Annotated in this window: 20 protein-coding genes; 7 read left to right on the top strand and 13 right to left on the bottom strand. The window is 36.0% G+C overall.

Annotated features, from left to right (window positions below):
* Window positions 1-3: 3 nt before the first annotated feature.
* From AW14_RS09115 to AW14_RS09080, 8 genes are read right to left on the bottom strand one after another with little or no spacing between them, the layout of a single operon-like run.
* Entirely contained in the window at window positions 4-1,119 is a 1,116-nt protein-coding gene (locus AW14_RS09115) for a glycosyltransferase family 4 protein (RefSeq protein WP_044638525.1), read from the bottom strand.
* A complete protein-coding gene (locus tag AW14_RS09110) occupies window positions 1,119-2,117 on the bottom strand; it encodes a glycosyltransferase family 2 protein (protein WP_084708839.1) in 999 nt (332 codons plus the stop codon). Before AW14_RS09110 ends, AW14_RS09115 begins: the two co-directional genes overlap by 1 nt.
* The gene (locus AW14_RS14495) at window positions 2,101-3,147 is read right to left on the bottom strand and encodes a hypothetical protein (protein WP_052647469.1); all 1,047 of its coding nucleotides are present in this window, start codon (window positions 3,145-3,147) and stop codon (window positions 2,101-2,103) included. Before AW14_RS14495 ends, AW14_RS09110 begins: the two co-directional genes overlap by 17 nt.
* A 6-nt stretch (window positions 3,148-3,153) precedes the next feature.
* Complete coding sequence (locus AW14_RS09100) at window positions 3,154-4,686, bottom strand: glycosyltransferase family 2 protein (protein ID WP_044638524.1); 1,533 nt, start codon at window positions 4,684-4,686, stop codon at window positions 3,154-3,156.
* Complete coding sequence (locus AW14_RS09095) at window positions 4,686-5,639, bottom strand: hypothetical protein (protein WP_044638523.1); 954 nt, start codon at window positions 5,637-5,639, stop codon at window positions 4,686-4,688. Before AW14_RS09095 ends, AW14_RS09100 begins: the two co-directional genes overlap by 1 nt.
* Entirely contained in the window at window positions 5,626-6,783 is a 1,158-nt protein-coding gene (locus tag AW14_RS09090) for a glycosyltransferase family 4 protein (RefSeq protein WP_044638522.1), read from the bottom strand. Before AW14_RS09090 ends, AW14_RS09095 begins: the two co-directional genes overlap by 14 nt.
* Before the next feature lie 6 nt (window positions 6,784-6,789).
* Window positions 6,790-7,458 (bottom strand): FkbM family methyltransferase, encoded by a 669-nt coding sequence (locus AW14_RS09085; RefSeq protein WP_154662144.1) that lies wholly within the window; start codon window positions 7,456-7,458, stop codon window positions 6,790-6,792.
* Window positions 7,459-7,460: 2 nt separating this feature from the next.
* Window positions 7,461-8,855, bottom strand: coding sequence for a glycosyltransferase family protein (locus AW14_RS09080; RefSeq protein ID WP_044638520.1), 1,395 nt, complete (start codon window positions 8,853-8,855; stop codon window positions 7,461-7,463).
* Window positions 8,856-9,899: 1,044 nt separating this feature from the next.
* Here AW14_RS09080 and AW14_RS09075 point away from each other — a divergent pair.
* Window positions 9,900-10,649 carry a hypothetical protein gene (locus AW14_RS09075; protein WP_044638519.1) on the top strand — a complete coding sequence of 250 codons (750 nt, stop codon included), beginning with the start codon at window positions 9,900-9,902 and terminating at the stop codon, window positions 10,647-10,649.
* An 846-nt stretch (window positions 10,650-11,495) separates the two neighbouring features.
* On the opposite strand, the gene cysC is transcribed toward AW14_RS09075, so the two are convergent.
* Genes cysC through AW14_RS09055 form a run of 4 tightly spaced genes read right to left on the bottom strand, consistent with a single transcriptional unit; the run spans window position 11,496 to window position 16,155 of the window.
* Window positions 11,496-12,092 carry an adenylyl-sulfate kinase gene (gene cysC, locus AW14_RS09070; protein ID WP_044638518.1) on the bottom strand — a complete coding sequence of 199 codons (597 nt, stop codon included), beginning with the start codon at window positions 12,090-12,092 and terminating at the stop codon, window positions 11,496-11,498.
* 3 nt (window positions 12,093-12,095) lie between these two features.
* Window positions 12,096-12,893: a 3'(2'),5'-bisphosphate nucleotidase CysQ gene (gene cysQ, locus AW14_RS09065; RefSeq protein ID WP_316930027.1), complete on the bottom strand. Its 798-nt coding sequence runs from the start codon at window positions 12,891-12,893 to the stop codon at window positions 12,096-12,098.
* Window positions 12,894-12,909: 16 nt separating this feature from the next.
* Entirely contained in the window at window positions 12,910-15,360 is a 2,451-nt protein-coding gene (locus AW14_RS09060) for an exopolysaccharide transport family protein (RefSeq protein ID WP_044638517.1), read from the bottom strand.
* A gap of 3 nt (window positions 15,361-15,363) precedes the next feature.
* Complete coding sequence (locus tag AW14_RS09055) at window positions 15,364-16,155, bottom strand: polysaccharide biosynthesis/export family protein (protein WP_044638516.1); 792 nt, start codon at window positions 16,153-16,155, stop codon at window positions 15,364-15,366.
* A gap of 104 nt (window positions 16,156-16,259) precedes the next feature.
* Between AW14_RS09055 and AW14_RS09050 the strand changes: the two genes are divergently transcribed.
* The gene (locus AW14_RS09050) at window positions 16,260-18,125 is read left to right on the top strand and encodes an ABC-F family ATP-binding cassette domain-containing protein (protein WP_044639574.1); all 1,866 of its coding nucleotides are present in this window, start codon (window positions 16,260-16,262) and stop codon (window positions 18,123-18,125) included.
* 99 nt (window positions 18,126-18,224) lie between these two features.
* Here AW14_RS09050 and AW14_RS09045 read toward each other — a convergent pair whose 3' ends face one another.
* A complete protein-coding gene (locus AW14_RS09045; protein WP_044638515.1) occupies window positions 18,225-19,178 on the bottom strand; it encodes a Fic family protein in 954 nt (317 codons plus the stop codon).
* Window positions 19,179-20,033: 855 nt separating this feature from the next.
* On the opposite strand from AW14_RS09045, the gene AW14_RS09040 reads away from it, so the two are divergent.
* The 5 genes from AW14_RS09040 (at window position 20,034) to secA (ending at window position 25,801) form a co-directional block, all read left to right on the top strand.
* A complete protein-coding gene (locus tag AW14_RS09040; protein WP_044638514.1) occupies window positions 20,034-20,807 on the top strand; it encodes an O-methyltransferase in 774 nt (257 codons plus the stop codon).
* A gap of 254 nt (window positions 20,808-21,061) precedes the next feature.
* Window positions 21,062-21,184: a hypothetical protein gene (locus tag AW14_RS15195; RefSeq protein WP_262506694.1), complete on the top strand. Its 123-nt coding sequence runs from the start codon at window positions 21,062-21,064 to the stop codon at window positions 21,182-21,184.
* A gap of 95 nt (window positions 21,185-21,279) precedes the next feature.
* On the top strand, window positions 21,280-21,852 hold the full coding sequence (locus AW14_RS09035) for a cob(I)yrinic acid a,c-diamide adenosyltransferase (protein ID WP_044638513.1): 573 nt from the start codon (window positions 21,280-21,282) through the stop codon (window positions 21,850-21,852).
* 214 nt (window positions 21,853-22,066) lie between these two features.
* The gene (locus tag AW14_RS09030) at window positions 22,067-22,288 is read left to right on the top strand and encodes a DUF2795 domain-containing protein (RefSeq protein ID WP_044638512.1); all 222 of its coding nucleotides are present in this window, start codon (window positions 22,067-22,069) and stop codon (window positions 22,286-22,288) included.
* 159 nt (window positions 22,289-22,447) lie between these two features.
* A complete protein-coding gene (secA, locus tag AW14_RS09025; RefSeq protein ID WP_044638511.1) occupies window positions 22,448-25,801 on the top strand; it encodes a preprotein translocase subunit SecA in 3,354 nt (1,117 codons plus the stop codon).
* Window positions 25,802-26,090: the final 289 nt, after the last annotated feature.

Genomic DNA, 26,090 nt, shown 5'->3' with positions numbered 1-26,090 from the left:
ATATTATTCTAATAGTTTTTTTATAGCGTCTTCAAAAACATCTAAAGTGTATTGCTGCGACCAGTGTGATGCTAATTCCGACATCTGTTTCAAACCCATCGCATCTTGTAAAGCCGCTGTAATTTGAGTAATCGCTGCCTGTAAATCTGTGTCAATCAAAATCCCTTTTGTACCATCACCCAGCATATAAGGCACGCAAGATACAGAAGTGGCTATGGGTATACAACCAAAAAACATAGCCTCGGCTACGGCTTTTGGCCATCCTTCAGACTGCGATGCCAAAATTAAAAAATGAGCTGTTTTATAATGGGTTTTTATAACATCTTTATCTTGGTTTCCGTGAAAAACAACCCACGGCTCCAATCCGTTTTCTTTCACATAGGCCTCTAATTCGGGTCTTAAAACACCATCTCCAAATAAATCCAGTCGCACTGTTATTCCTGATTTTATTAAACCTTCTACTATTTGAATCGCGTAAAGCGGACGCTTACCTGCTACCAAACTCCCCACAAATAACATTTGAAGCGCCTCGGTATAATCGCGCAGGGTTACAGGTGTTTTTTCTGAATCTTTAAATGTCGCAGTAAAAAACGGTTTGATATTTTTACTTTGATGCGGCCATGCTCCATAAACCAAAACCTGCATGTTTCGGGTTAAAAATGGCTGACTTAAAATCCACTTTTGAAGCTTATAGCTTACAGGTTGTTTGGCTTTCGGGTCCCAATTACCAGCATATTTGGCCGTTTTAGGTTTGCTTGGAAAGCATAGTTGCACCAAACACCCCAACAGCCCTATATTCCCTGGACAACGCAAATGGATGTGATCGGCTTGGCGCATGGCTTTGAAAATAGTTATAAAAATACCTGGTAATTTCAATAATGAAAAAAAAATAGATTTAAAACTTAAAAATGCTAATGCTGGAATTCGATTAAATTTAATGAATTTATGCTCATAATTTAAGTCAATAACTTCTAGTGTTTTTAAACTTAAAGGTGCAACAACCTCTAATTTGTCAACATATTTCAACCAAATATTCATCTCACGAACATAAGGTGCATAACCGAAAAATTGTTTTTCATATAATTTATGAGGTACATGAGAAATAATCAAAAAACGCATTATTCTATTGTTGGTTTGTTAATGAGTAAAGATAACCATCCGGCTAATCTTCCAAAACTTTCGGTAAAAGCTTCTTGCTTTTTACTGCTTGTAAAAATGTTGGTTGCGCGAATAAGTGTTAATAATAAAACGGTTGCATGCCATTTAAAACGCATGGTTATATTAGGTTTTGAATATTTAACTCGCCATACATACCAGCCATTTCGCACCACCATTTTTCCATATTGGTATTGGTTGGGTCTTCCCGAGCCGTCATGATAATGTTGTAATTGCGCTTTGGTATTTACATACAGCTTTCCCTTTTTAGCAAGCCTCAAACTAAAATCGGTATCTTCATACAAACCATAGCCTTCAAAATACGACGAAAACTTTAAATAGGTAAACACACTTTTTTTATAACTAGAAACACCTCCCATGATTTGCTCGACCTCATACGTTTTCCCAGAAGGTGGTAAAAAACCGATAGACCTTCCATGCGAAAAACTAGGCAAAAAACCAGGAGGCGCATCAGGTTCTAAACCAAAGGTACGTCTTAATTTAAAACGCGAAGGCTCATTACGCATAAAGCCATCATAGTAAAATTTATTTTTATCAGATGCCTGATTGGAAACTTCCCAATGAATTTCATTTGTAATATAACCTCCAACAGCCAGAGCATCGGGAAATAACTTGTAAGTATCCAATAAGTTTTCAAAATAATCGGGCTCCAGAACGGTATCATCATCTAAAAAACAAACCACCTCTGAGGCTTCCGATAGTTTTAATATACCATAATTACGTTGTTTGGTTAAGCCTCGATGGTCCGCATCCACTTTAAAATACTGCAAATTTTTAAAGGTGTGAAGCTCTAAAGCATTTTGGGTCGCATCGTTAGTAGACCCGTCTATAATAAGAATCTCATCGGGATACAAACGTTGTGTTTTAACCGACTCCAAAAGTGTCAGCAAGGCCTGTGGGCGCATATAGGTACACACAATAAGACTAAAAACTTGAGACATCTTCAACGGGTTTATTAAACATATGGTGAATCTGCTTAAAATAAGCAATACGCTCTAATTGCTGTAACCACAAAGCGCGATTATCGCGTTGTAGTTGTTTAAAAGCATCGGGTGATAAACGTTCATGAAACTCCAGAATTTGCGTAGCCAGAGGTTTATTACTCCTGGCATCTAAAATGACACCATGTTTTTTCCAGTCTATTTGAGGTTCCAATGGCAATTGGCAATCGGTATCCAATAACACAGGTATTCTTCCCACGGCCAAGACTTCGTAAAAACGCACCGAAAAATTGCCAACCCCACGGCTACAAAACGTGTAAGCATTATTATAAATATTGTTGAAAAAGGTCTGGGAGGAAGCTTGCTTTAAGGCTTCCGTTTGTGCACCAGCACGGTACTGTGGCTTTAATATAAAATCGGTTTCTAAATCGGGACTTTTAGATAAAACCGATAAATACTTTTCGCGTTTAATACTCGAAGGGTAAAAGGCTTGCGCATCGGCCTTTATAAAGCCAAATTTTCGCCTAATTACATATTTTAAATGACTCAGAAGTTCTTTAGCTAATTTCTTTATACCGCCCTGGGCATGACCAACAAAGCCTATGTGGGGCGCCGAAGTTTTATTTAGAACACCAAAATCTTGAGTTAAATAATCGTCGTAAGGATCGTTAATAAAAGCAGGTAAAACAAACGTGTTTTTGGGGAGTTTACTTTTAAACCCGCCCATTCGAAAGGTATAGCTATGGGGAATGTAATTGGTAAATCCATAATCCCCAGCACTATAAATCCAAAGCGGTTTATGATGCGTTTTAGCGGTTTGTAAAAGCCTGTTTAAGGCTTCAGGTTGTTTTAAAAGAGCCCCATAATCTATGGGTAATACAACCACGTCACAAGACACTATATCGGCTGTTAATTGGTAGCAATTAATTAAATTATCATTTTTTAAATACCACAAATCAAACAATAAAGGAAACACCTGTTTACGGTTGGATTCCGTTAAAAATGATGTATCGGTGTATAGTTTTAGCATGAGTATCTATAATTTCTTAGCCCAATATATACTTCGCTCCCATTGTAATTTTAACAGTTTAAGTAATCCGAAAAAACGAAGTGTCTTTGAGGATTTAAACTTACGAATAAAGAACAAAAATTGATACCCTTGTAATTGTTTATTAGTATAATAATTTAAATAAAGCAACATAATAGTAGGTGATGGCGATGGTTTAACAGCATCTTCATCCCATGCTTGCTTAAATAAAGTACGATAACCTCCAATGGATGCTTTTAAATGAGTTACTCTTACCTCTGCAAAATAAACTACATCGTAACCTGAATTTCGTATTTGCATTCCAAAATCGGTATCTTCACCATAATTAAACTCATATTTTGAGTTAAATGCTACTTGATTTAAAATATCGTGCTTTAATATAGCATTCCCTGCTCCAAAAATAGAGGTTTGAGCTGTTTTTAAATAAATTTGGTTTTCATGGGGCTGGAGATAAACAGTTAAACCACAATAAACCCCATAGCGCTCTAGATTATCCAATAAATCAGACAGTAAGTTTTCACCAAATCTATTATCATCATCACCTAAAAATACCCATTCACTTCTAACCGATGCAATTCCCAAGTTTCTTGCGTTTACAACACCTTTCTGATGCGTGAAATGATGAACTATTTCAAATGGCCATGACTCATTCTTTAAATAATCTAATTCAGAAACTGAATTTTGATCCACACTTTGCTCAACAATTATGATCCTTTTAGGCAATAAAGTTTGTTTTGAAAAATCTTTTAATACATCATGTAAATAGGTTCTCCTACCTATTGTAGGAATAACAACATCAATAGATCGCTCTGTAATAATAGATTTTTTTGACGAGATGTTACTTGTTGACAAATCAAAAAGCACTTGTTTCTGTCTATACAATTGAACTCTTAAAAAACTTATTATAGGAAATTTAGACTCATAAATAATAAAACAAAAAAGCAAATACCAACTCCATATCCATTTATAATGCTGTTTTACAAATTTAATCCCCTCATAATGAGATAAACCTACATATACAATGTTTTTAAAATTACTATCTAATAATAGTTGTGGTTCAGAATAGCAAAATAAACCTTCTGTTTGTGCTATTTTTGAAATAGAAAGCAAATGATATGAAAATGAATCTCTTAAGTCTAATACACCACTTAATTCTAATAGTGTACTTCCATAAATAGCGCCTACTAACGGACTCATTAACCAGGTTGGAAACGTTTTATTTTTATTAATTTTTAAATAAAAAGACCGTTCTACATACCCTATAAAATCTGGCAAAACACTAACTTCCGAAGGGTGATAACTAGCCAGAATGTACTTATGATGATAAACAGTATCGAAAGCTTCTAAATTTAAATTACATTTTAAATCTATAAAACACCAAACTAATAAAGCATCCGGGGTGTTTTTTGCTAATTCTAAAAGTGTCTCGGTTATATTACCTTTGTTTAACCATTTAATATTATTTCCATTATAATCTTCAACAGAAATTACTTTTTGGTTATTATGGTAAATTATAAACATTATTCTAAAGTTTCAAAAGGTTTATTTCCTAAAATAGCAGCATATTTAGAGAAAGCACTTTTATACATAATAGGAGTTTTTATAAAATAAACAGCCTCACTTCCACTAATCATAAAAAAATCGATAAGCGTTTTTAAATGCACATCAATAACATTATTTACTTCAAAACTATCCATATGAAAAGGAGTACCTTCTAAAATATTTACTTCGGTCTCCTTGGAAATAAAATTTAAAAATTTTCGGCTATCCGAAAACACGAAACAAGGTAAATCAGTTTTTTGGAGTATTGAATTAACTCGATCTTTTAGAACTAACAATAAATTCTCTTGACTTTCTTCAGGAATTAGCAAATTTGTGGAATCTGTAAAATCCCCCATAATTCCCGTAAAACGTGTATGAATACTAATATACGGCCCCAAAACAAGATCCTTTAATTTTGTTTCAAGTAAGTGGCTTTTTTTGAAAAGTTTATTAAAATGCTGACGCCATTTGTTTTCTAATTCAATTAAAGAAAGGTAGGGATACATAGAAGGTAAATAATCGACATTCGAATATACCAAAAAATCTTTTTTCGAAGTGTTTTTAAAAAACGTTTCAGGCTTAAAATTAAAATCATTAACAAGATTCAAAATAACGGAGTCATTGACATGAAATGTAACCTGATTGGTTTCAATATAATGATTTACCGTTTGAGGTTCTAAAAAAGTAGACAGCTTAAAAGGATGATTAAATTGGATAAAAAAGTCATAGCCTAATTGAGAGGCTATATCGTAAAACGAAATAATTCCTTTTAATCGATCTACAAAACCTCCATGCGGTACAACACCATTGAAACAGATAATAATACGTTTATTTTCAACGTGTTTAAAACTAACCCGCTTTAAATGATATTGATACAATTTAATATCTCTTCGAATTCTAGCTAGGCGTCTTTTTAATTTAACGATCTTCATAACACAAAAAAGTTCTGTAATACATTAAATTAACATCGGCATTCTTTTCAATATCAAACAAAGCTTCAACCTGAGCCCGGGCTTGCTTGCCTATTTTTTCACATAAAACCGCATCTTGAAAAAGAGTTATGATGCGTTCGGCATATAAAGAAATATCTGTAGGATGCACCAGAAATCCATCCCTGCCATCCTGGATAAGTTCCTGTGCCCAACCCATATTGGTATTCACTACAGGCTTTTGCAAGGCCATACTTTCTATGGTAACCATGCCCAAGGTTTCTGCAAAACTAGGAAACACACATACATGGGCTGCTTTTATTTCATCCTGCACTTGACTGTAAGGTATACTACCTAAATAGTTTACGCGCTTTAAAGCCTCAGGCGTGAATAGGCTGGTGATTAACTCGTAAGTTGAAGCGGCTCCTGTTTTTATATCGGCAGAATCCCGCCCGATTAAGGTTAAGGTAGCCTCAGGCTGTTTTGCTACAACGTCGTTAAAAATGGCTGCCAGTTCAAAAACACCTTTTTTTCTAATAATGGTTCCTATGTATAAAAGTCGATACTTGGAATACTGGGTGGGATGCGTATTGGTAAACTTGCTTAATTCCAAACCATAATGAATGGTTTTAATTTTGGCAGGTTTTAAAACAAACAACTTCGCAGTGACCATCCCAGCATAGCTGGTGGGCGCTATATAAGCGGTAGCGCCTTTAAGAGCGTATTTTTCAAACACAAAATTCTTAAACTTCTGGCGACGATTTTCAAGTTTACAGAAATACCCGTCACTACCATGCAAACGTATAACTAAGGGCACCTTAAAACGCATTAAAGCGGTAATACCGGTCCAGTCTGGAGCCTCTACAAGATCAATCTTTTGAGCGGCAACCAACGCATTAACATATTTGTTGATTTGTTTTCTGTAATAAAACCAGGTAAAATATGCATACTGTTTTTTCGCAATTAAATGAATGGAAACGCCTGCTTCCATATAACAGGCTGTTTCATTTTGATTGTAAACAACTACAGTAACTTGATGGCCTTTAGACACCAAAGCAACCGCCAGATTCTTGATACTCGTTCCTATACCCGCGGCTTGAGAAACTCGAGGACTGGCATATTCTGAAGTGATATAGGCGATGTGCATAAACTACTATTTACGTTCTAAAGTTAATTCTATACATTTAGGTTTTTCAAAACCATCATAACCACCAGAAGGATTAATTCCTAAAAAAACCAATGAAAATTTATTACTAGATCGTTCTAAAAAATCGATGACCTTGTAACAATTAACGTGAAAATCATGAAACTCAAAAATTATAGCTGAAAAAATATCCAGATTTAATAATATTTCTTCTAAAAAATCATATTCACTCCCTTCAATGTCTAATTTTAAAAGAATCGCATTTTTAGTTCCTAAATGTTTTTTAATCAGGTCTAAAATACTCACAGATGCATCAAGAAATAAAGGAAGGTGTTTGCATCTTTTTTTACTCGTTATATCCCAGAATATAAACACATTATATAAATATGGGAGTTTTCTTTTTTTATTTAAAAATAGTCTAAAAATCCCTTTTATTAATAATCGCCATTTTGAAACTGTCGGATCTATCATTAAAATAGAAGCAGTTGTATTAAATCTATAAAAATCAAATTCAAATTCTAAATTTGACGAAATACCTCCACTAAATAATAAATCACTTTCTAATAAAATATTCGGACTTAAATAATAGCCGCCATCTCCAATACTACCAAAACGAAATAATGCTTTGCTTTTATCTAAAAAATGCTTTTCGATATATTGATAGTTATTTTTAATCATATTTAATCTAAAACTTTCTGAATTACTTTCCAAATCGACTCCGATGCATTTCTGGGGTTCGTTCCAGCAACCACCTCAAACCACTTTAAACCTTCCGAAACATTTGAGAGTTCACCATCTAAAATGGCTTTTAATAAGCCTTCCAAAGCGACTTTATCTTCGCAAAATACGGCTGCCTGTTTACTTGGCATGCTTCTAAAATGTACGTATTTATAATTCTGACCAATATCGCGAATCCCCTTTTTTAATTGAGGTTGTTCATAATTATAATAAATACAAGGCTTTTTATGGGCTACAAAATCAAATACCGTAGAGGAACATACGTTGGTTACCAATTCGGTATGAGCACAAACATTATACAGCAACTTAAAATCGGCTTTTGTAGGCAAGACACTGTTCCACATCTGGCCCACCTGCTCCCATAAAGGATCAATGCTGCAAATAACATCTTGGTATTGTTCTATAACAGCATTATAACGCGGCGTAAAATCGACAGGGCATTTTCTGTAAATAATACCCAGATTATAACCTTTCGTGTTTAAAGAGCGAACGGTCTTTGCCAGATCTTCTAAATAATACTGGTCTAATGGTGAAGTGGTTTCATCATCTCCCGAAAAACAGATATAGCGTTTATTTTCATCTAATTGATATTTAGCAAAAAATGCCGAGCGACTTTCTAATAAAGACGTATCAAAATGAGGTTCAAACTGTGGTGTGCCGGTAACAAAAATTTGCTCAGGTGTCACAAACGGATAATATTGTAAAACCTGCGCTTTCATTAAATCGCTCCATACTACATAATAATCGGTTGCTACCACTTGCATAGCCTTAGGTACATTATCCCAGGAATACACAAAAGCAACCGTTGGAATGCCCAAATCTTTAGCCGCCAACAAAGCACTAATCGATTGCGTGGCACGTTGCGTGGTACAGAAAATTAAATCGGGTTTATGAGCTTCTAACTGCGCTTTACAATAAGCATATTTGGGGTTTTTACGCTCCAAAGCATCTATTTTACGTCGTAAGTGTTCTACGCCCGTTTCCGAAGCATGCAAACCAATTAACAATCTGATAAATAAGGTTTTTAAGATGTTTTTAATCCCTTTATAGTTAAAAGGAAATTTATAAGTAGCATAAACAGGATCTTGAAATTTAGCTTCAGACAGGTTTAATTCGGCATGTTTTAAAGCCCGAGAATACAAAGGCGTTAAGGGATGTATTTGATGATTTTCAAGCTTAAGCTCCTTAAAACCTAACTGATCTTCTATAGAAAAAACCGTGTTGTTCCAGTACGTAATATCGTAACCTTTAGCTTCCCCGATGGTTTTAAAATTTGTAAACGCAAAATTTCGTAAACCCACCCCATCCGGAAAAAAAACAAACACTTTTTTCTTCATTCTTCTTTTTAAAATTCTATTTTCTATTGTTATGAAAAGTTAAACGGGAATTTTTATAGGCTGTATGTTATAGGCTGTAAGCTATAAGCTCTATGCTCGTTTTCACTTTTAATTTTTAACTTTTCACTTCTAACTTCTAATATCTAACTTCTCAAAACAAAGTCTTACAAATAAACAATTAAACACTTGTCATATCGAGCGCAGTCGAGATATAAGACACCTAGAGATACAATACTTCTCGAAATTTACCGCAAATACTATTTGCTCCTCTTAATATCAAATGCTCGAAGTGACAACCTGTATTACAAAAAAGCTCTATACTCTATTATCTTTCCTCTTCACTTTTAACTTTTAATTTTTCACTTTTAACTTACAACGTCAGTTCGAGTGATTTTCGAAGCATGAGAAAATTGTATCGAGAACCGATTTGAGTTACAAGGTTAATATTAACTAAACTTCTCGATACAAATTTGTTCGCTCACTCACAAATTCACTCGAAGTGACAAGCTTTGCAACAAAAAGCTCTATACTCTATTATCTTTTCTCTCTTCTCCCTTTTTTAATTTTTCACTTTTAACTTTTAACTTTTAACTTCTAATATCTATATTCTATTTTCTTTGTTCTATTTTCTATTTTCTCAATACTCAATACTAACAACTATCAACCAAAAACCAAAAACTACCAACCAAAAACCAACAACCAATAACTAATCAATAAGAATCCCCACTTTCCTCCCACTCAACGCCCACCCTAATGTATGAATATGTTAAATGACCAAAAAGCATAAAAAACAACAAAAACAGCAGAAACAGCAAAAACAGCAAAAATGAACACAACACACAAAACAAACCATAAGCATAAAAAGCAACAACTTTAAACAAAGAATTAACAGAACGCCTAAAACGAAAAGCACCTTAATAAAGGGGTTATACTTTTACACCATCGAAATACAAAGGCGGTTATTTAGGAGCTCATAAATGGCTATGTCTGAGGTTTCAAAAACAATGTTTTAATCGAGTTGAAACACTCATAAAATTTAAAATTATGGCGAAAGTAAATAGCCTTATTAAAATTGAAGGAACCCTGGATGGGTTAACCTTTTACAAAGGAAAAGATGGTTACCTGGTACGCACCAAAGGCGGTGTGTCTAAAAACCGTATTAACAACGATCCGGCTTATGCCAGAACCCGTGAAAATGGCGCCGAATTCGGACATGTGGCCAAAAGTGGCAAACAACTAAGGCAAGCGCTGATTCCTTTACTCGCAGAGGTAAAAGATGGGAAACTGGTACCCCGATTAACCAAGGTGCTAAGTGTTGTAAAAAATGCCGATGTTACCTCGGCTCGGGGCGAACGCCAGGTGGGTATTGGAATGACGACAAGCGACGGACAAATGGAAATGAAAAATTTCGATTTTAACACCAATGCCCAGCTCGACAGCATTCTCCTTACCGAATACCTGTTAGACACAGCCACCGGTGGTATTAGTATAGACAATTTAAACCCGATGCAACAAATTAATGCCCCTGTAGGTGCATCGCATGTGGGCTTTAAAGCGGCGGTACTAAATTTAGACTTTACCACAAATGAAAAGGCCTTGGTTATGAGTGCAGAAAGCACCACGCCACTTAACAACACCCCGGTAAACGTGAATATGTTACCAGCCAGCATGCCCACAGGTACGGGACAAACCTATTTCTTTTTAAAAATGGCTTTTTATCAGCAAATAAATGGGAATATGTATGCCCTTAACAATGGCACGTATAATGCTTTAAAAATTGTAGAAATTACGTAAAGCGTAACAACCCCATTATAAAAGAGAGAAAGTGATAACAAATTAAAACTTTCTCTTTTTTTTATTTTATAAAGTCTGGTTTATTTAACTTCTAATATCTAACAACCAAAATGTCAGTTCGAGTAATGGACGAAGCATGAGTCCATTGTATCGAGAACCGATAGGTGTTAGTATGCAAATGTAGTTACTAAGCTTCTCTATACAAATTTGTTCGCCCACTCACAAATTCACTCGAAGTGACAAAACAACAACTATCAGCCAATAACGAATAACCAAAAACTAACAACTAAATGTCAGTTCGAGTGATTTTCGAAGCATGAGAAAATCGTATCGAGAACCAATAGGTGTTAGAATGCAAACCTAGTAACTAAGCTTCTCGATACAAATTTGTTCGCCCACTCACAAATTCACTCGAAGTGACAAAACAACAACTATCAGCCAATAACGAATAACCAAAAACTAACAACTAAATGTCAGTTCGAGTGATTTTCGAAGCATGAGAAAATCGTATCGAGAACCGATAAGTGTTAGAATGCAAACCTAGTAACTAAGCTTCTCGATATAAATTTGCTCGCGCACTCACAAATTCACTCGAAGTGACAAAATAGTCACTCTATTAAACAGTTAAACAAATAAACGATTAAACGGTTCATTTGAATATGCTGTAGTTATAGGCTTTAGGCTCTAGGCTGTATGCGCTTTTTTAACTTTTAACTATTCACTATTCATTTTTCACTCTTCACTTTTCACTTCTAATATCTAACAACCATTAACAAAAAACCAACAACCATCAACTAACAACTAACAACCAAAAACCAACAACCATCAACCAACAACCATCAACCATCAACCAACCTGAACCCCGCGTGCCTTCATATACTCCAGAAGTCTAGAAACAGCAAGCTCCGGTGGGGTATCCTCGGTTTTTATCTCCACACAAGGCTGTTCAGGAATCTCAAAAGGTGCCGAAATACCAGTGAAATTCGGAATAGCACCCGATCGGGCTTTGGCATATAAGCCTTTTACATCGCGTGCCTCACAAACCGACAAGGGCGTATTAACAAATACTTCAATATAATCATCGGCACCAATAATAGATTTAATCTGTTCACGGGTAGCTTTATAAGGCGTAATAAAAGCAGCAATAACAACAACACCGGCATCTACAAATAATTTGGCTACTTCGGCAGTACGACGTAAATTCTCCTCGCGTTCGGCCTTGCTAAACGACAAATCACGATTTAATCCCCTGCGTAAATTATCACCATCGAGCGAATAGGTATGCACACCCTTGGCATGCAGTTGTTGTTCCAGTAAATTAGCAATAGTCGATTTCCCAGAACCCGACAAGCCAGTGAACCAAACCACGCAGGCACCGTGCCCTTTTAAACGACTTCGGTCTTGGCGGCTGATACTGTATTTTTGTTTTTTGTTATGTTCCATGGGCTATTGTGCTATGAAATAAGGATTTAACAAATCGGCTTTATTATACTGCAATTCGTTGGGGCTATCTACCTGCTGCACGCGAATACCTACCGCATTACAAATAGCATGACCAGCAGCCGTATCCCACTCCATGGTGGGGGCAAATCGCGGATACACATGCGCCAGCCCTTCTGCCAGTAAACAAAACTTTAAAGAACTGCCTTTTGCCACCATAGTAATGGTTTTATGGGTAGTTTCCAGACTGGCTATAAAAGCATCGGTAGCTGCACTGGCATGCGAACGACTTCCTACTACTTTAACACCTTTGGCTTCTATTGGTTGCGGATGTATTGGAGTGGCATCTGCTAGTAAACCCTCATAATACGCATGCGATTCCAACACGATTTTATAAGCTGCACCAGAAGGTACATTAGCAAAGTACAAGGTTTTACTGTCGGGCACATAAATTACCCCTAATACAGGTTGCTGTGCCTCAATAAGCGCAATATTAACGGTAAACTCCCCATTGCGTTTTATAAATTCTTTAGTACCATCTAAAGGGTCGACCATCCAACAACGCGGCCAAGTTTTTCGGGTATTATAGTCTAACAACTTGTGCTCTTCGCTAATTATGGGAATGCCCGTGGATTCTAAAAAAGTAGTAATAATGGTATTGGCTTTTTCATCGGCCAGAGTTAAAGGAGAGGCGTCGGCTTTTAAAGTAACCGCAATCGGGTTGGAATACACCTCCATAATGGCTGACCCAGCTGCTAAAGCGGCACGTATGGCAGTGAGTAATACATTGGAATCAGGCATCATAACAGGTAAACCGAAACTAAGGCTTTAAACGTTTAAAAAAGGTTTTAAGGCTATTTAAGAACCCAGAAGCTTTTTGGGCATCTTCATGATAGCCATTGCCATAAGCCCCATAACCATAACCGTACCCATAGCCGTAAGTGCCTTTTTGATTAAAATAATTATATAAGAAACTAATGTTTTTAATCTCGCCTTTTTTGTATTTGGAGTTAATAACCTTTAGCATATCTTTTTTAGTGTAATCTTGGCGCACCACATACAAGGTAGCATCGACATAAGGTATTAATTCTAAAGCATCCGACACCAGACCAATGGGTGGGGTATCTAACACGATATAATCGTAAGTCGCTTTCAATTCGCTCATAAAAGCATCCATATAATCCCCTATTAATAACTCGGAAGGATTGGGTGGAATGGGCCCTGAGGTAATCACATCTAAATGTTCTACATGGGTGCTTTGAGTGATCTCAGCTAAGGTAGCCTGACCAATGAGGTAATTAACAGCCCCTACTTTATTGTTAATACCAAAATCATCAAATATTTTAGGTTTACGTAAATCCAGACCAACCAGTACGGTTTTTTTACCACTCAAAGCAAAAACCGAAGCAATATTGATGGAACAAAAGGTTTTACCCTCACCACTAACCGACGAGGTAAGCATGACGGTTTTTGAATTGGTAACGCCCTGCTTTTTATAAATAAATTGCAAACTGGAGCGCACCGAACGAAATGCTTCGGCAATGGCCGATTTTGGTTTGTCGATTACCGCTAAATTACTAGCTGACTGACTTTTACCAACAACTGCCAATAAAGGTACAGTAGAATGCTTTTCCAAATCATTCGGACCATGGAATTTGGTATCAAAAAAGGTTACCAAAAAGGCCATTAAAAAAACAGGAATGAAGGCCCCGAAAACCGCAAACACATAGCGAATGTTTAAATTCACCACATTACGCCCTTGACCGATATCTTTGGCTGGCTCTATAAATATAATATCGGAAATATTGGACGCTTTTATTAAATCGGCTTCCCCGCGTTTGGCAAGATACAGGTTATAGGTATTCTGACTTAACAAGTACTCGCGTTCGATACCTTGAAGTTGTAACTTGTTTTCGGGTAATACCGAAAATTCGCGTTCCAGCTTATAAATATTACTGTTTATGGTACGTATTTGAAAACGTATGTTGTTTTTATTGGAAGATATACTCTCATAAATTACCTTTTTTAAACCTTCAATCTGGCGATTCAAATCGTCGAACACCGCCACATCGTTACGTACCGAATAAGATAATTTCGATTTCTCAATAGAAAGTGTTACTATTTTAGAAACTGCACCAGAAATGGTACCATCAGAAATACCCTGTAAGGCAGGGGCCGGAAAATTAGTAAAGTCGTTACTGGTTTCTAGATAGTTTTTTAATAAATCGTATGATAAAATCGATTCTTCTAAGGCTTGCTTTTGATTTTCATAGGCCTCAATTTTACTAACCAACGTATTGCTTTCTCTGTTAATATCGAAAATCTTTTTAGACTGCTTAAAATCATTTAAAGAATCGGAACGTCGGCTTAACTGTTCTTTAACGCGCGCCAGTTGCTTGTCGATAAAGGCCACCGTATTAATAGCATACTGGTTTTTTCGTTGCAACAACTCACGGTCTAAAATAAATACCGAGGTATTTAAATAATCGACAATTTTAGCCTTGTTTTTATGAGTGAGCCTAAGCGTTAATAAAGGGGAATTGGGTTCGTTTAAAACAGCCGAGCTATTCGCGTATTGGGAAACGGCAGCATTAAAACTGGTATATTGTATAAAAAATTCCTGGCCTGCGGCTGGGGATACATCGGGACGAGGTACGAAACGCCCTTTAAAAAAAGGCAGGTTAATGGCATCGTAAAAACTAAAAACCTCTTTAAAAACAGAAGTTTCTACGGGAAGTGTTTTTATGGCCTTGGTTTCAAAATTCTGGACAGTTACAGCTGTGGCTTCTCCCAGATCATAAGACAACTCAAACTGCTCCTCGGAGATAAAGTTAATTTGTATAAAATGTCCTAAAACCTGAAAGGCATTGGCATCCCCAACAAACTCAAAAGGGGCTTGCTTATAAATATCGGTTTTATAAAAACGATCTTGGCGGAAATAATTTAAATAAAATTGCAGGCTGTCTACTACCAGCTCATGATGCTTGCGTGAATTTAAATTAAGCACCACATCTTGTACTTTCCCTGAAATACCACCATAGTTAAATATTAAATTGGTATTCGAGGTAAACAGCGGGTTTTTATCGTCTTGTACCGATATGGAGGCACTTAAGGTATACGGAAACTCCTTGCGAATATTTTGTTGATAGACAATATAAACCCCTATAATTAAAATAAGTAAAAACCATTTCCAATAACTTAAAAGTCTGAAGAAAAATGCCTTAAAATCGAAATTTAACTGTCCTTGTTGTTCTACTGCGCCATCTTCCATCTGCTATAAACCTTTAATAAGAAAATACAAACCTGTTAAAACAGACCCCAAACTAACAATAGTAGAAAGCGTTTGAAGCGGCGTCTGCCCTACGCCCAACGTTTTACGTACCAATGGTTTTACTAAAATTAAATCGTTATTCTGTATATAATAAAACTCCGACGCCATAGCATCAATGGTGGTTAAATCGATGTGATGAATGCGCTGCCCATCGGGATACTGCCTGATAATAAGCACATCTTTCCGGTTTCCGGCTTTACTAATATCACCTGCCTGAGCGATGGCTTCTATTATATTTACACGGTCTTTATAAATAACATGGGTGCCCGTACCAATTTCTCCAAGAGTGGTATAGTTTAAACCTGGTAACTTCACGGTAACATATAACTGAGCTGTTTCTTTAAAATACTGTTTTAATAGTTCTTCTTTAACCAACACTTCTATTTCATCGGTGGTATATCCCAAAACATGGAGTTTTCCCAAGATAGGAAACTCAATATCGCCATGGGCATCTACCGTATAACCATTAAAATACAAAGTTTGTTCACTTGTACCACTGGAACTAATATTTGTAGGGTTAAAAATAGACACCAGCTCTGGGTCTATGGCCTTTACATTAATGCTTAACTGGTCGTTGGTTTGCACCCGATAGGGCTTTGGCAGGGCATAAAGCTGCATACTGTCTGCCGCTTTTCCTGTGTTTTCCTGTAAATAAACAATATCTTTATTAGTGATACATGATGCACATAATATACTGATGACTAATGAAATAACTAAAGACAATTGTTTTACCATAGAGAGATTTGATTTGTCACAAATATAACTTTTCACTGTGAACAATAAAACTAATAACGCTATTTTTGGTTTTTTATCCTTTATTTGCAAAAAAATATACGCTTTTGAATTATCTTACTGTTGAAAATATATCGAAATCTTACGGAGAATTAACCCTCTTCGAGAACCTGTCGTTTAGTGTGCACAAAGACCAAAAAATTGCCTTTGTTGCTAAAAATGGTACAGGAAAAACCTCTATTTTAAATATTATTTCGGGGGAAGATACAGCCGATGCAGGCACCGTAACCTATCGTAAAGATATTGTGGTGTCGTTCCTGTCGCAGGACCCGAAATTAGATAACAATCTAACGGTTGAAGAAACCATTTTCGCCAGTGATAATGCCATTTTAAAAGTGATTGCCAACTACGAAAAGGCCTTGTTAAACCCCGAGGACAGCGAGGCGTACCAAAAAGCTTTCGAACAAATGGAATTGCATCAGGCCTGGGATTTTGAAACCTTATACAAGCAAATCCTTTTCAAACTGAAGCTGGAAGATTTAAGTCAGAAAGTAGGCAATTTATCGGGCGGACAAAAAAAGCGTTTGTCGCTAGCCAATGCCTTAATTAATAAACCCGATTTACTCATTCTCGACGAGCCTACCAACCACCTCGACTTAGAAATGATTGAATGGCTGGAAACCTTTTTTGCAAAAGAAAACATCACCTTGTTTATGGTTACTCACGACCGCTACTTTTTAGAGCGGGTTTGTAATGAAATAATCGAATTAGATGAGGGCCAGCTATACAGTTACAAAGGAAATTACTCGTATTACCTCGAAAAAAGAGAGGCACGTATTGAACAATTTGAAACAGAAACAGGTAAAGCCAAACAGCTCTTTAAAAAAGAACTGGAGTGGATGCGCCGACAACCCAAAGCAAGAACCACCAAATCGAAATCGCGCATCGACGATTTTCAGGATATTAAACACCGCGCCCACCAACGCCGACAAGACCACGAGGTCCAGTTGGAGCTTAACATGGAGCGTCTGGGAACGAAAATAGTCGAGTTTCATAAAGTTTCGAAAAGCTTTAAAGATAAAGTGATTTTAAAGGGTTTTGATTATGCGTTTCAAAAAAGCGAACGCGTGGGTATTATTGGAAAAAATGGTACGGGTAAAACTACCTTTTTAAACATCCTTACCCAAACCACCCAACCCGATAGCGGTAAAGTAGTTCTGGGAGAAACCATAAAGTTTGGTTATTACACCCAAAAAGGGATTGCTGTTAAACCCGACCAAAAGGTGATTGATGTGATTAAAGAATTTGGTGATTATATCCCTTTAAAAAAAGGCCGACAAATAAGCGCGCAACAACTGCTAGAACGTTTTTTATTCAGTAGAAAAAAACAATACGATTTTGTTGAAAAATTAAGTGGTGGCGAACGCAAACGCTTGTATTTGTGTACGGTTTTAATACAGAATCCTAACTTTTTAATTCTCGATGAGCCTACCAACGATTTAGATATTGTAACCCTAAACGTTTTGGAAAGCTTCTTAATGGATTTCCCTGGCTGCGTGATTGTGGTATCGCACGACCGTTATTTTATGGATAAAGTGGTAGACCACTTATTTGTTTTTAAAGGCGAAGGAGAAATAGAAGATTTCCCGGGCAACTACACCGATTATAGGGTGTACGAAGACAGCCAGCCAGCTGTAAGCGCAGAACCTACCGAAGATAAAAAAGACAAAAAAGCTTGGAAACAAAACGAACAAGCCAAACTGTCTTACAACGAGGAGAAAGAGCTTAAAAATATTGAAAGCAAAATAAACAGCCTGAACTACGATAAGAAAGCCTTGGAAGATAAATTCAACAACCCCGATTTATCCCCCGAAGACATCAATAAACTATCGGAAAAACTACAAACAATTATAGACGACATCGAAGCCAAAGAAACCCGCTGGTTCGAACTTTTATCTAAATTGGAAGGATAAAGCTTAAGTTAGTGCGTTTATTGAAAAGAGCTGTGTTTACTTCCAACTGACAAGGTTTTAACTAAACCAGCTATTTTCTTCACGATGTGATGTAATCTGTTATTTTAAACGATATATGGTCTTATTTTTTTCTCCAATTTTATCAAACAAACCGAGTTCAGCTCCTTTTTTTAAATCTCTACTTGCTGTCGCAGATGAAATATTTTTAAAAATTGACATATAATCTTTTCTCGTAAATTCGGTGTTGTTTAAAGAAACATAATATTCTAATCTGTCTTTTTCTGTCAAGATTCTATTATTGAAATTCAATAATTCACGTATGGAAATATCAATGATGTTGAGCATATATTCAATAAATGGAGTAGATTTTCCTAATCTGTCGCTTTCAGCTAAAGCTTTATAATATTTATCTTGTTCCTTAGTAATTAAAGTTTCGAACGGCAAAAACTCGAAAACAGGATATTGTTCCATTAATATGAGGGTTTGCCACAATCGCCCCATTCTTCCATTACCGTCTAAAAAAGGGTGAATAAACTCCATTTCGTAATGAAAAACACAACTTTTAATTAATACAATGTCATCAGACGTTTTTAAATATTGAAAAAGGTCTTTCATTAGGTAGGGTACATTTTTAAAAGGTGGAGCTAAATGTTCAACTTTAGAGCCTTTTACAATTCCAACACCTTGATTTCTATATTTTCCAGATTTTTCAATAAGACCTTCCATTAAGTTTTGATGCGCCTTCAAAAAAGATGTTTCGTTATAAGGATGGTATGCTTCTAAATTTTCATAGATTTTTATAGCATTTAAAACTTCAAGCACATCTTTTTTAGGACCAATAACCCTTTTATTTTCAAGAAGAGCTGTTATTTGTGCTTCTGTAAGTGAATTACCTTCTATTTTTAATGAGGAATGAATCGTTTTAATTCTATTCTGTTTCCTCAATTTTGGTGAAGGTTTGTTTAATAAATTAGCATTTACTTCTCCAATCTTCTCTGAAATAGAAGTAATCAATTTTAAAATAGAAGGAGTTATTTCGGAGGGTGGTTTCATTTAAGATACTATCATTTGATAGTATCAAAGATACAATCAATCCTTCTAAATTATTTTCTGAATCTCAATTATTTAATAAAGCACAACAAATATCCATTTTTCACTTTTCACTTAAAATGAATCGTTAACAGTTACACGGTCACTTATCATAAAACAATTAAACAGTTAAACACTTCAACAATTAAACAATCCATTGTCACTTCGAGCATTTGATATTAAGAGGAGCAAATAGTATTTGCGGTAAATTTCGAGAAGCCAAACAATCCATTTTTCACTGTTAACTTTTCACTTTTCACTTACAATTAACCTTTATTAGTTGCAAGCACCCAAACGATTAAACAATTAAACACTTCAACAATTAAACATTTAAACAACTAATTGTCACTTCGAGCATTTGATATTAAGAGGAGCAAATAGTATTTGCGGTAAATTTCGAGAAGCCAAACAATCCATTTTTCACTGTTAACTTTTCACTTTTCACTTACAATTAACCTTTATTAGTTGCAAGCACCCAAACGATTAAACAATTAAACACTTCAACAATTAAACATTTAAACAACTAATTGTCACTTCGAGCATTTGATATTAAGAGGAGCAAATAGTATTTGCGGTAAATTTCGAGAAGCCAGATAATACAGTTTACACTGTTAACTTTTCACTTTTAATTTTTCATTTTTCACTTAAAACGCCCGTTCGAGTAATTTTCGAAGCATGAGAAAATGGCATAGAGAATAGAAAAAACTAACAACAAATAACCAAAAACCATCAACCAACAACTAACAACTAACAACTAACAACTAACAACCAAAAACCAATAACCAATAACTTCGTATATTTGCCACCTGTAAAAAAGATATGTTTTACCAAATAGCAGCATACATAAAGTTTCTTTTAAAATCAACCAACGAACACGGGGTCCACTCCCCTTTTGTATTCAATTTAGTAACGCGCTGCTTTTACAATAAAACTAAATTTGAAGCTTACAAAAACATCGCTACTTATAAAAAAGACCTGTTAAAAAACAATAACACACTAACCGTTACCGACTTTGGAGCGGGCTCACACAAAGGAAATAAAACACAACGTAGCATTAAGAATATAGCTAGGTATGCAGGCACAACCAACAAAAGATCGCGCTTGTTATATAGACTGGTACAATATTTTAACAGCGAAACCATCTTAGAACTGGGAACCTCGCTAGGAATTGCCACACATGCTATGGGCTTAGCAAACCCCGAGGCACAAATAACCACTGTAGAAGGCTGTTCCAATATTTCGGAAACCAGTAAAAACTTGTTTAAAGCGCACCAAATCGATAATATTACAAGCATCACCTCCGAATTCGGTCTAGCGTTAAACACCTTAAAAAACCATACCTACGACCTCATTTTTTTTGACGGTAATCACCAAAAAAAAGCCACATTAGCCTATTTCGAAACACTTTTACCAAGCATTCACAACGATACCGTTTTTATTTTCGACGACATTCATTGGTCTAAAGACATGACTGATGCTTGGGAAACCATCAAACAACATCCCAAAGTAACCGTAACTATCGATACTTTCTATTGGGGCTTCGTGTTTTTTAGAAAAGAACAAGCTAAAGAACATTTTGTAATCCGACTGTAATTGGCATCAAAAATGAAACAACCATACTCGCCCACTCACTAATACAATTGAAGTTACAATCCATTAACCTAGAATAAAGAGCCAAGAGCATAGAACAGAGAAAATAGAGCATAGAACAGAGAACCAAAAACCATCAACTAACAACTAACAACCATAAACAAAAGATTGAGCAAATAATTCATAAATGCTTTGAGCTTTAAGCTATATGCGCTCTTCCATCTTTTAATTTTAAAATCTCAGTTAACATCAAGAGCATGGATCATAGAGCAAAGAAAATAGAACAGAGAACAGAGAACCAAAAACCAAAAACCAACAACCAACAACCATCAACCAACAACCAACAACCATCAACCAACAACCAACAACTAAACAATTAAACAACCCATTTTTCACTTTTAATTTTTCATTTTTAACTTTTAACTTTTCACTTTTCCTTTCAAATATTTAACTTTTAATATCTAACTTTGGTAGCATGAAAATTTACACAAAAACGGGCGACACAGGAACCACCGCTTTATTTGGAGGCACACGCGTACCCAAACATCATATTCGAATTGAAAGCTACGGTACTGTAGACGAACTTAATTCGTATTTAGGGCTTATAAGAGACCAAGACATTGATAATCACTATAAAGAAATCCTCATAAAAATACAGGATCGTTTGTTTACGGTTGGCGCTATTTTAGCTACCGATCCTGATAAAGCCATCCTAAAAAATGGCAAAGAGCGTTTAAACATCCCAAAAATATCCACTGAAAATATCCAGCTTTTAGAATTGGAAATGGACTGCATGAACGATGCATTACCCCCTATGACACATTTTGTGCTTCCTGGCGGACACCAAACCGTGTCATTCTGTCACATAGCACGCTGTGTGTGCCGTAGAGCCGAACGTTTGGTAACCATGCTTAATGACACAGCACCCGTAGATGCGAATACTTTAATGTACTTAAACCGACTCTCTGACTACCTGTTTGTATTGGCACGAAAGTTGTCTTACGAACTAAAAGCAAACGAGATTAAGTGGATTCCCGAAAAGCAGTAGGTTCAAAACGTACCACTCAGTTTTAAGATTTTAATCCAAAAACAAATGTTAACAAAAAGCCAGTGGCAGTGATACCGCTTGATTAAGTAAGCATATTTTAAACTATGCGAACCGTAGTAAAAAACGTTCTTTTAAATAAAAATTAAATATTTCATTTTTTCCTTGCATATTTAAAGTAAAAATTTATTTTTGCACAAAATTAAAACGCACAAAAATGTATTGGACTCTAGAATTAGCATCGTATTTAAGTGATGCACCTTGGCCAGCAACTAAAGACGAATTAATAGATTACGCTATTAGAACTGGTGCCCCTTTGGAAGTTGTTGAAAATTTACAGTCTATTGAAGACGAAGGTGATGCTTACGATTCAATTGATGAAATTTGGTCTGACTATCCAACAGATGAAGATTACCTCTGGAATGAGGATGAATATTAATAAAGCATAAAGAAAAGTTAAAAGTCTCGTATCGAGACTTTTTTTTTGTTATTATTTTACATTAACCTATTACAAAATGTATCTTTGGATGCATTAAATTTTTATAAATTAATAAATGACCTCTAGGCACTTACCTAGAACCACTTAACATATTAACACATGAGTTTTTTAGATTCTGTACTTAAAGTATTTGTTGGCGACAAATCGAAACAAGATGTGAAAGCCATCACACCTATTGTAAATAAAATTAAGGCTTTTGAAGCGGCATTAGAAAGCCTATCGAACGACGAATTACGAGCTAAAACCGCCGCTTTTAAATCAAAAATAGCCGAAGCCAACCAACCTATTAACGATAAAATTGAAGCACTTCTTAAAGATGCCGAAAACACCGAAGATATCGATTTACGTGAAGATTTATACACCGAAATAGATAAACTAAAGGACGATGCTTACAAAATTACCGAAGATGTTTTAAACGACATTTTACCAGAAGCCTTTGCCGTTGTTAAAGAAACCGCCAAACGTTTTAAAAACAATGCAACCATTACGGTTACTGCTAATAGTTTCGATAGAGAACTTTCGGCTAATAAAGATTATGTAACGCTGGACAACGAGAAAGCCATTTGGGCAAACTCTTGGGATGCTGCCGGTAAAGCCATTACCTGGGATATGGTACATTACGATGTACAGCTTATTGGAGGTATCGCCATGCACCAGGGTAAAATTGCAGAGATGCAAACAGGTGAAGGCAAAACCTTGGTAGCAACGCTTCCTATGTACTTAAATGCATTAGCAGGTAAAGGCGTGCACTTGGTAACAGTAAACGACTACCTAGCAAAACGTGATAGCGCCTGGATGGCGCCCTTATTTCAGTTTCATGGTTTAACGGTCGATTGTATAGACAATTACCAGCCAAACTCCGAAGCGCGTAAAAAAGCTTATAACTCCGATATTACTTACGGTACAAATAACGAATTTGGTTTCGATTACCTACGTGATAACATGGCACATTCGCCAAACGATTTAGTACAACGCCCACACCATTTTGCTATTGTCGATGAGGTCGATTCTGTTTTAGTGGATGATGCGCGTACACCCTTAATTATTTCGGGGCCGATACCACAAGGTGAACGCCATGAGTTTAATGAGTTAAAACCAAAAGTTGATGATATTGTTGCCGTGCAACGTAAATACTTAACAGGTGTTTTAGCCGAAGCTAAGAAATTAATTCATGCTGGAGACACTAAAGAAGGTGGGTTCTTATTGTTACGTGCCTACCGTGGTATCCCTAAAAACAATGCCCTTATTAAGTTTTTAAGTGAAGAAGGTGTAAAACAACTGCTTCAAAAAACTGAAAACTTCTATATGCAAGACAACAACCGCGAAATGCCTAAGGTAGACGCCGAGTTGTACTATGTAATTGAAGAAAAAAACAATCAGGTAGAATTAACCGAAAAAGGTATCGATTATATTTCTGGCAAAGACAACCCCGATTTCTTCGTATTACCAGAAATTGGATTGGAAATTGCCAAAATTGAAGATAAAAAATTACCTCTTGCCGAAGAGGCCAAATTAAAAGAAGAGCTTTATAAAGATTTCGGTGTAAAATCGGAACGTATTCACACCTTAAACCAGCTTTTAAAAGCCTATGCTTTATTTGAAAAAGACACCCAGTATGTGGTGATTGATAATAAAGTAATGATTGTAGACGAACAAACCGGTCGTATTATGGATGGGCGTCGTTACAGCGATGGTTTACACCAAGCGATTGAAGCGAAAGAGAATGTAAAAATTGAAGATGCTACCCAAACCTTTGCAACGGTAACACTTCAAAATTACTTTAGAATGTACCGCAAACTGTCGGGTATGACAGGTACAGCAGTAACAGAAGCGGGCGAATTCTGGGAAATTTACAAATTAGATGTGGTTGAAATTCCAACCAACCGCCCTATTGCTCGCGACGATAGAGACGATTTAGTTTACAAAACAAAACGTGAAAAATACAATGCCGTTATAGAAGATGTTACCAAATTATCGGAAGCAGGACGCCCGGTTTTAATTGGTACAACGTCGGTAGAAATTAGTGAGTTGTTAGCAAAAATGCTTAGCATTAGAAAAATACCTCACAACGTATTAAATGCGAAACTTCACAAAAAAGAAGCCGATATTGTAGCGCAGGCTGGACAACCAGGACAGGTAACCATTGCAACCAATATGGCAGGTCGTGGTACCGATATTAAATTAACCGATGCCGTTAAAAAAGCCGGTGGTTTAGCTATTGTTGGTACAGAACGTCACGATTCGCGTCGTGTAGACCGCCAGTTACGTGGTCGTGCAGGTCGTCAAGGAGACCCAGGAAGCTCACAGTTTTATGTGTCGTTAGAAGATAATTTAATGCGTTTATTTGGTAGTGAGCGTATTGCTAAAATGATGGATAGAATGGGCCTTAAAGAAGGTGAAGTGATTCAGCATTCTATGATTTCTAAATCTATTGAGCGTGCACAGAAAAAAGTAGAAGAAAACAACTTTGGCGTACGTAAACGTTTATTGGAGTATGATGATGTTATGAATGCCCAACGTGAGGTGGTTTACAAACGTCGTCACCACGCCTTGTTTGGAGAGCGTCTTCGTGTCGATTTGGCTAACATGCTTTTTGATACTGCCGAAAATATTGTAGAATCTAACAAAGCAGCAAACGATTACAAGAATTTCGAATTTGAATTGATTCGTTATTTCTCTATGAGTGCTCCCCTTTCGGATGCTGAATTTGGTAAACTTTCGGCTCAGGAAATAACGTCGAAGGTGTACAAAGCTGCTTTCGAACATTATAAAGAAAAAATGACACGTAATGCCGATTTAGCATTTCCTGTTATTAAAAACGTATACGAAACACAACGCGATAAATTCAAACGTATTGTCGTGCCTTTTACCGATGGTATTAAAACCTTAAATGTGGTAACAGACCTAGAAAAGGCCTATGAAACCAATGGTAAACAGTTAATTACCGATTTCGAGAAAAACATCACTTTAGCTATTATTGATGATGCTTGGAAAACCCATTTACGTAAAATGGACGAACTAAAACAATCGGTACAACTAGCGGTTCACGAACAAAAAGATCCGCTGCTTATTTACAAGTTTGAAGCCTTCGAATTGTTTAAATCGATGATTGATGAGGTAAATAAAGATGTTATTTCATTCTTATTTAAAGGGGAATTACCTCAGGAAACGCAAGATACTATTCAGGAAGCTAAAGCGCGTAAGCAAGAAAAACTAAACATTCAAAAAGATGAAATACCAAATCTTGATGAACGTTCGGCTCAAAATAGAGCAGCAAGCAATACGCAACAACAACCACAGGTTGTAGAAACTATTGTACGCGACAGACCAAAAATTGGTCGTAACGATCAGGTTACAATAAAACATGTTATTAACGGAGAAAACAAAACGCTTAAATACAAACAAGCCGAGCCGTTATTAGCTAAAGGTGATTGGGTTATTATTGATAATTAATAACAATAAAAATCATACCTATAAAAAAATCCCTTTAGCATGCTAAAGGGATTTTTTTTAGCCATTAAACGAGCTTACTTAAAACACCCTGACTTTACAAGATTTAAATAAATTCTCTAATACTTTGAGCTACACACACAAAATGCCTGTGATGTTCTTAAGTCATGGAAGCCCAATGAATGCCATTAAAGAGAACGAACGAACAGGTTTCCATATGTAACGATAAACCCTTAGCGGGCTCACTTACTATGACTTCACTTAAAATTGGTGAATAATAACATATATTTAA

It is taken from the genome of Siansivirga zeaxanthinifaciens CC-SAMT-1 (assembly GCF_000941055.1).
Taxonomy (GTDB): Bacteria; Bacteroidota; Bacteroidia; order Flavobacteriales; family Flavobacteriaceae; genus Siansivirga; species Siansivirga zeaxanthinifaciens.
Note: the sequence above shows the minus strand (reverse complement) of the source record. Positions and strands in the feature narration are given on the sequence as shown.

Excerpts from the sequence above, each read along its gene's own strand:
- AW14_RS09115 (WP_044638525.1), bottom strand. The coding sequence starts at position 1,119 with ATGCGTTTTTTGATTATTTCTCATGTACCTCATAAATTATATGAAAAA.
- AW14_RS09110 (WP_084708839.1), bottom strand. The coding sequence starts at position 2,117 with ATGTCTCAAGTTTTTAGTCTTATTGTGTGTACCTATATGCGCCCACAG.
- AW14_RS14495 (WP_052647469.1), bottom strand. The coding sequence starts at position 3,147 with ATGCTAAAACTATACACCGATACATCATTTTTAACGGAATCCAACCGT.
- AW14_RS09100 (WP_044638524.1), bottom strand. The coding sequence starts at position 4,686 with ATGTTTATAATTTACCATAATAACCAAAAAGTAATTTCTGTTGAAGAT.
- AW14_RS09095 (WP_044638523.1), bottom strand. The coding sequence starts at position 5,639 with ATGAAGATCGTTAAATTAAAAAGACGCCTAGCTAGAATTCGAAGAGAT.
- AW14_RS09090 (WP_044638522.1), bottom strand. The coding sequence starts at position 6,783 with ATGCACATCGCCTATATCACTTCAGAATATGCCAGTCCTCGAGTTTCT.
- AW14_RS09085 (WP_154662144.1), bottom strand. The coding sequence starts at position 7,458 with ATGATTAAAAATAACTATCAATATATCGAAAAGCATTTTTTAGATAAA.
- AW14_RS09080 (WP_044638520.1), bottom strand. The coding sequence starts at position 8,855 with ATGAAGAAAAAAGTGTTTGTTTTTTTTCCGGATGGGGTGGGTTTACGA.
- AW14_RS09075 (WP_044638519.1), top strand. The coding sequence starts at position 9,900 with ATGGCGAAAGTAAATAGCCTTATTAAAATTGAAGGAACCCTGGATGGG.
- cysC (WP_044638518.1), bottom strand. The coding sequence starts at position 12,092 with ATGGAACATAACAAAAAACAAAAATACAGTATCAGCCGCCAAGACCGA.
- cysQ (WP_316930027.1), bottom strand. The coding sequence starts at position 12,893 with ATGATGCCTGATTCCAATGTATTACTCACTGCCATACGTGCCGCTTTA.
- AW14_RS09060 (WP_044638517.1), bottom strand. The coding sequence starts at position 15,360 with ATGGAAGATGGCGCAGTAGAACAACAAGGACAGTTAAATTTCGATTTT.
- AW14_RS09055 (WP_044638516.1), bottom strand. The coding sequence starts at position 16,155 with ATGGTAAAACAATTGTCTTTAGTTATTTCATTAGTCATCAGTATATTA.
- AW14_RS09045 (WP_044638515.1), bottom strand. The coding sequence starts at position 19,178 with ATGAAACCACCCTCCGAAATAACTCCTTCTATTTTAAAATTGATTACT.
- AW14_RS09040 (WP_044638514.1), top strand. The coding sequence starts at position 20,034 with ATGTTTTACCAAATAGCAGCATACATAAAGTTTCTTTTAAAATCAACC.
- AW14_RS15195 (WP_262506694.1), top strand. The coding sequence starts at position 21,062 with ATGGATCATAGAGCAAAGAAAATAGAACAGAGAACAGAGAACCAAAAA.
- AW14_RS09035 (WP_044638513.1), top strand. The coding sequence starts at position 21,280 with ATGAAAATTTACACAAAAACGGGCGACACAGGAACCACCGCTTTATTT.
- AW14_RS09030 (WP_044638512.1), top strand. The coding sequence starts at position 22,067 with ATGTATTGGACTCTAGAATTAGCATCGTATTTAAGTGATGCACCTTGG.
- secA (WP_044638511.1), top strand. The coding sequence starts at position 22,448 with ATGAGTTTTTTAGATTCTGTACTTAAAGTATTTGTTGGCGACAAATCG.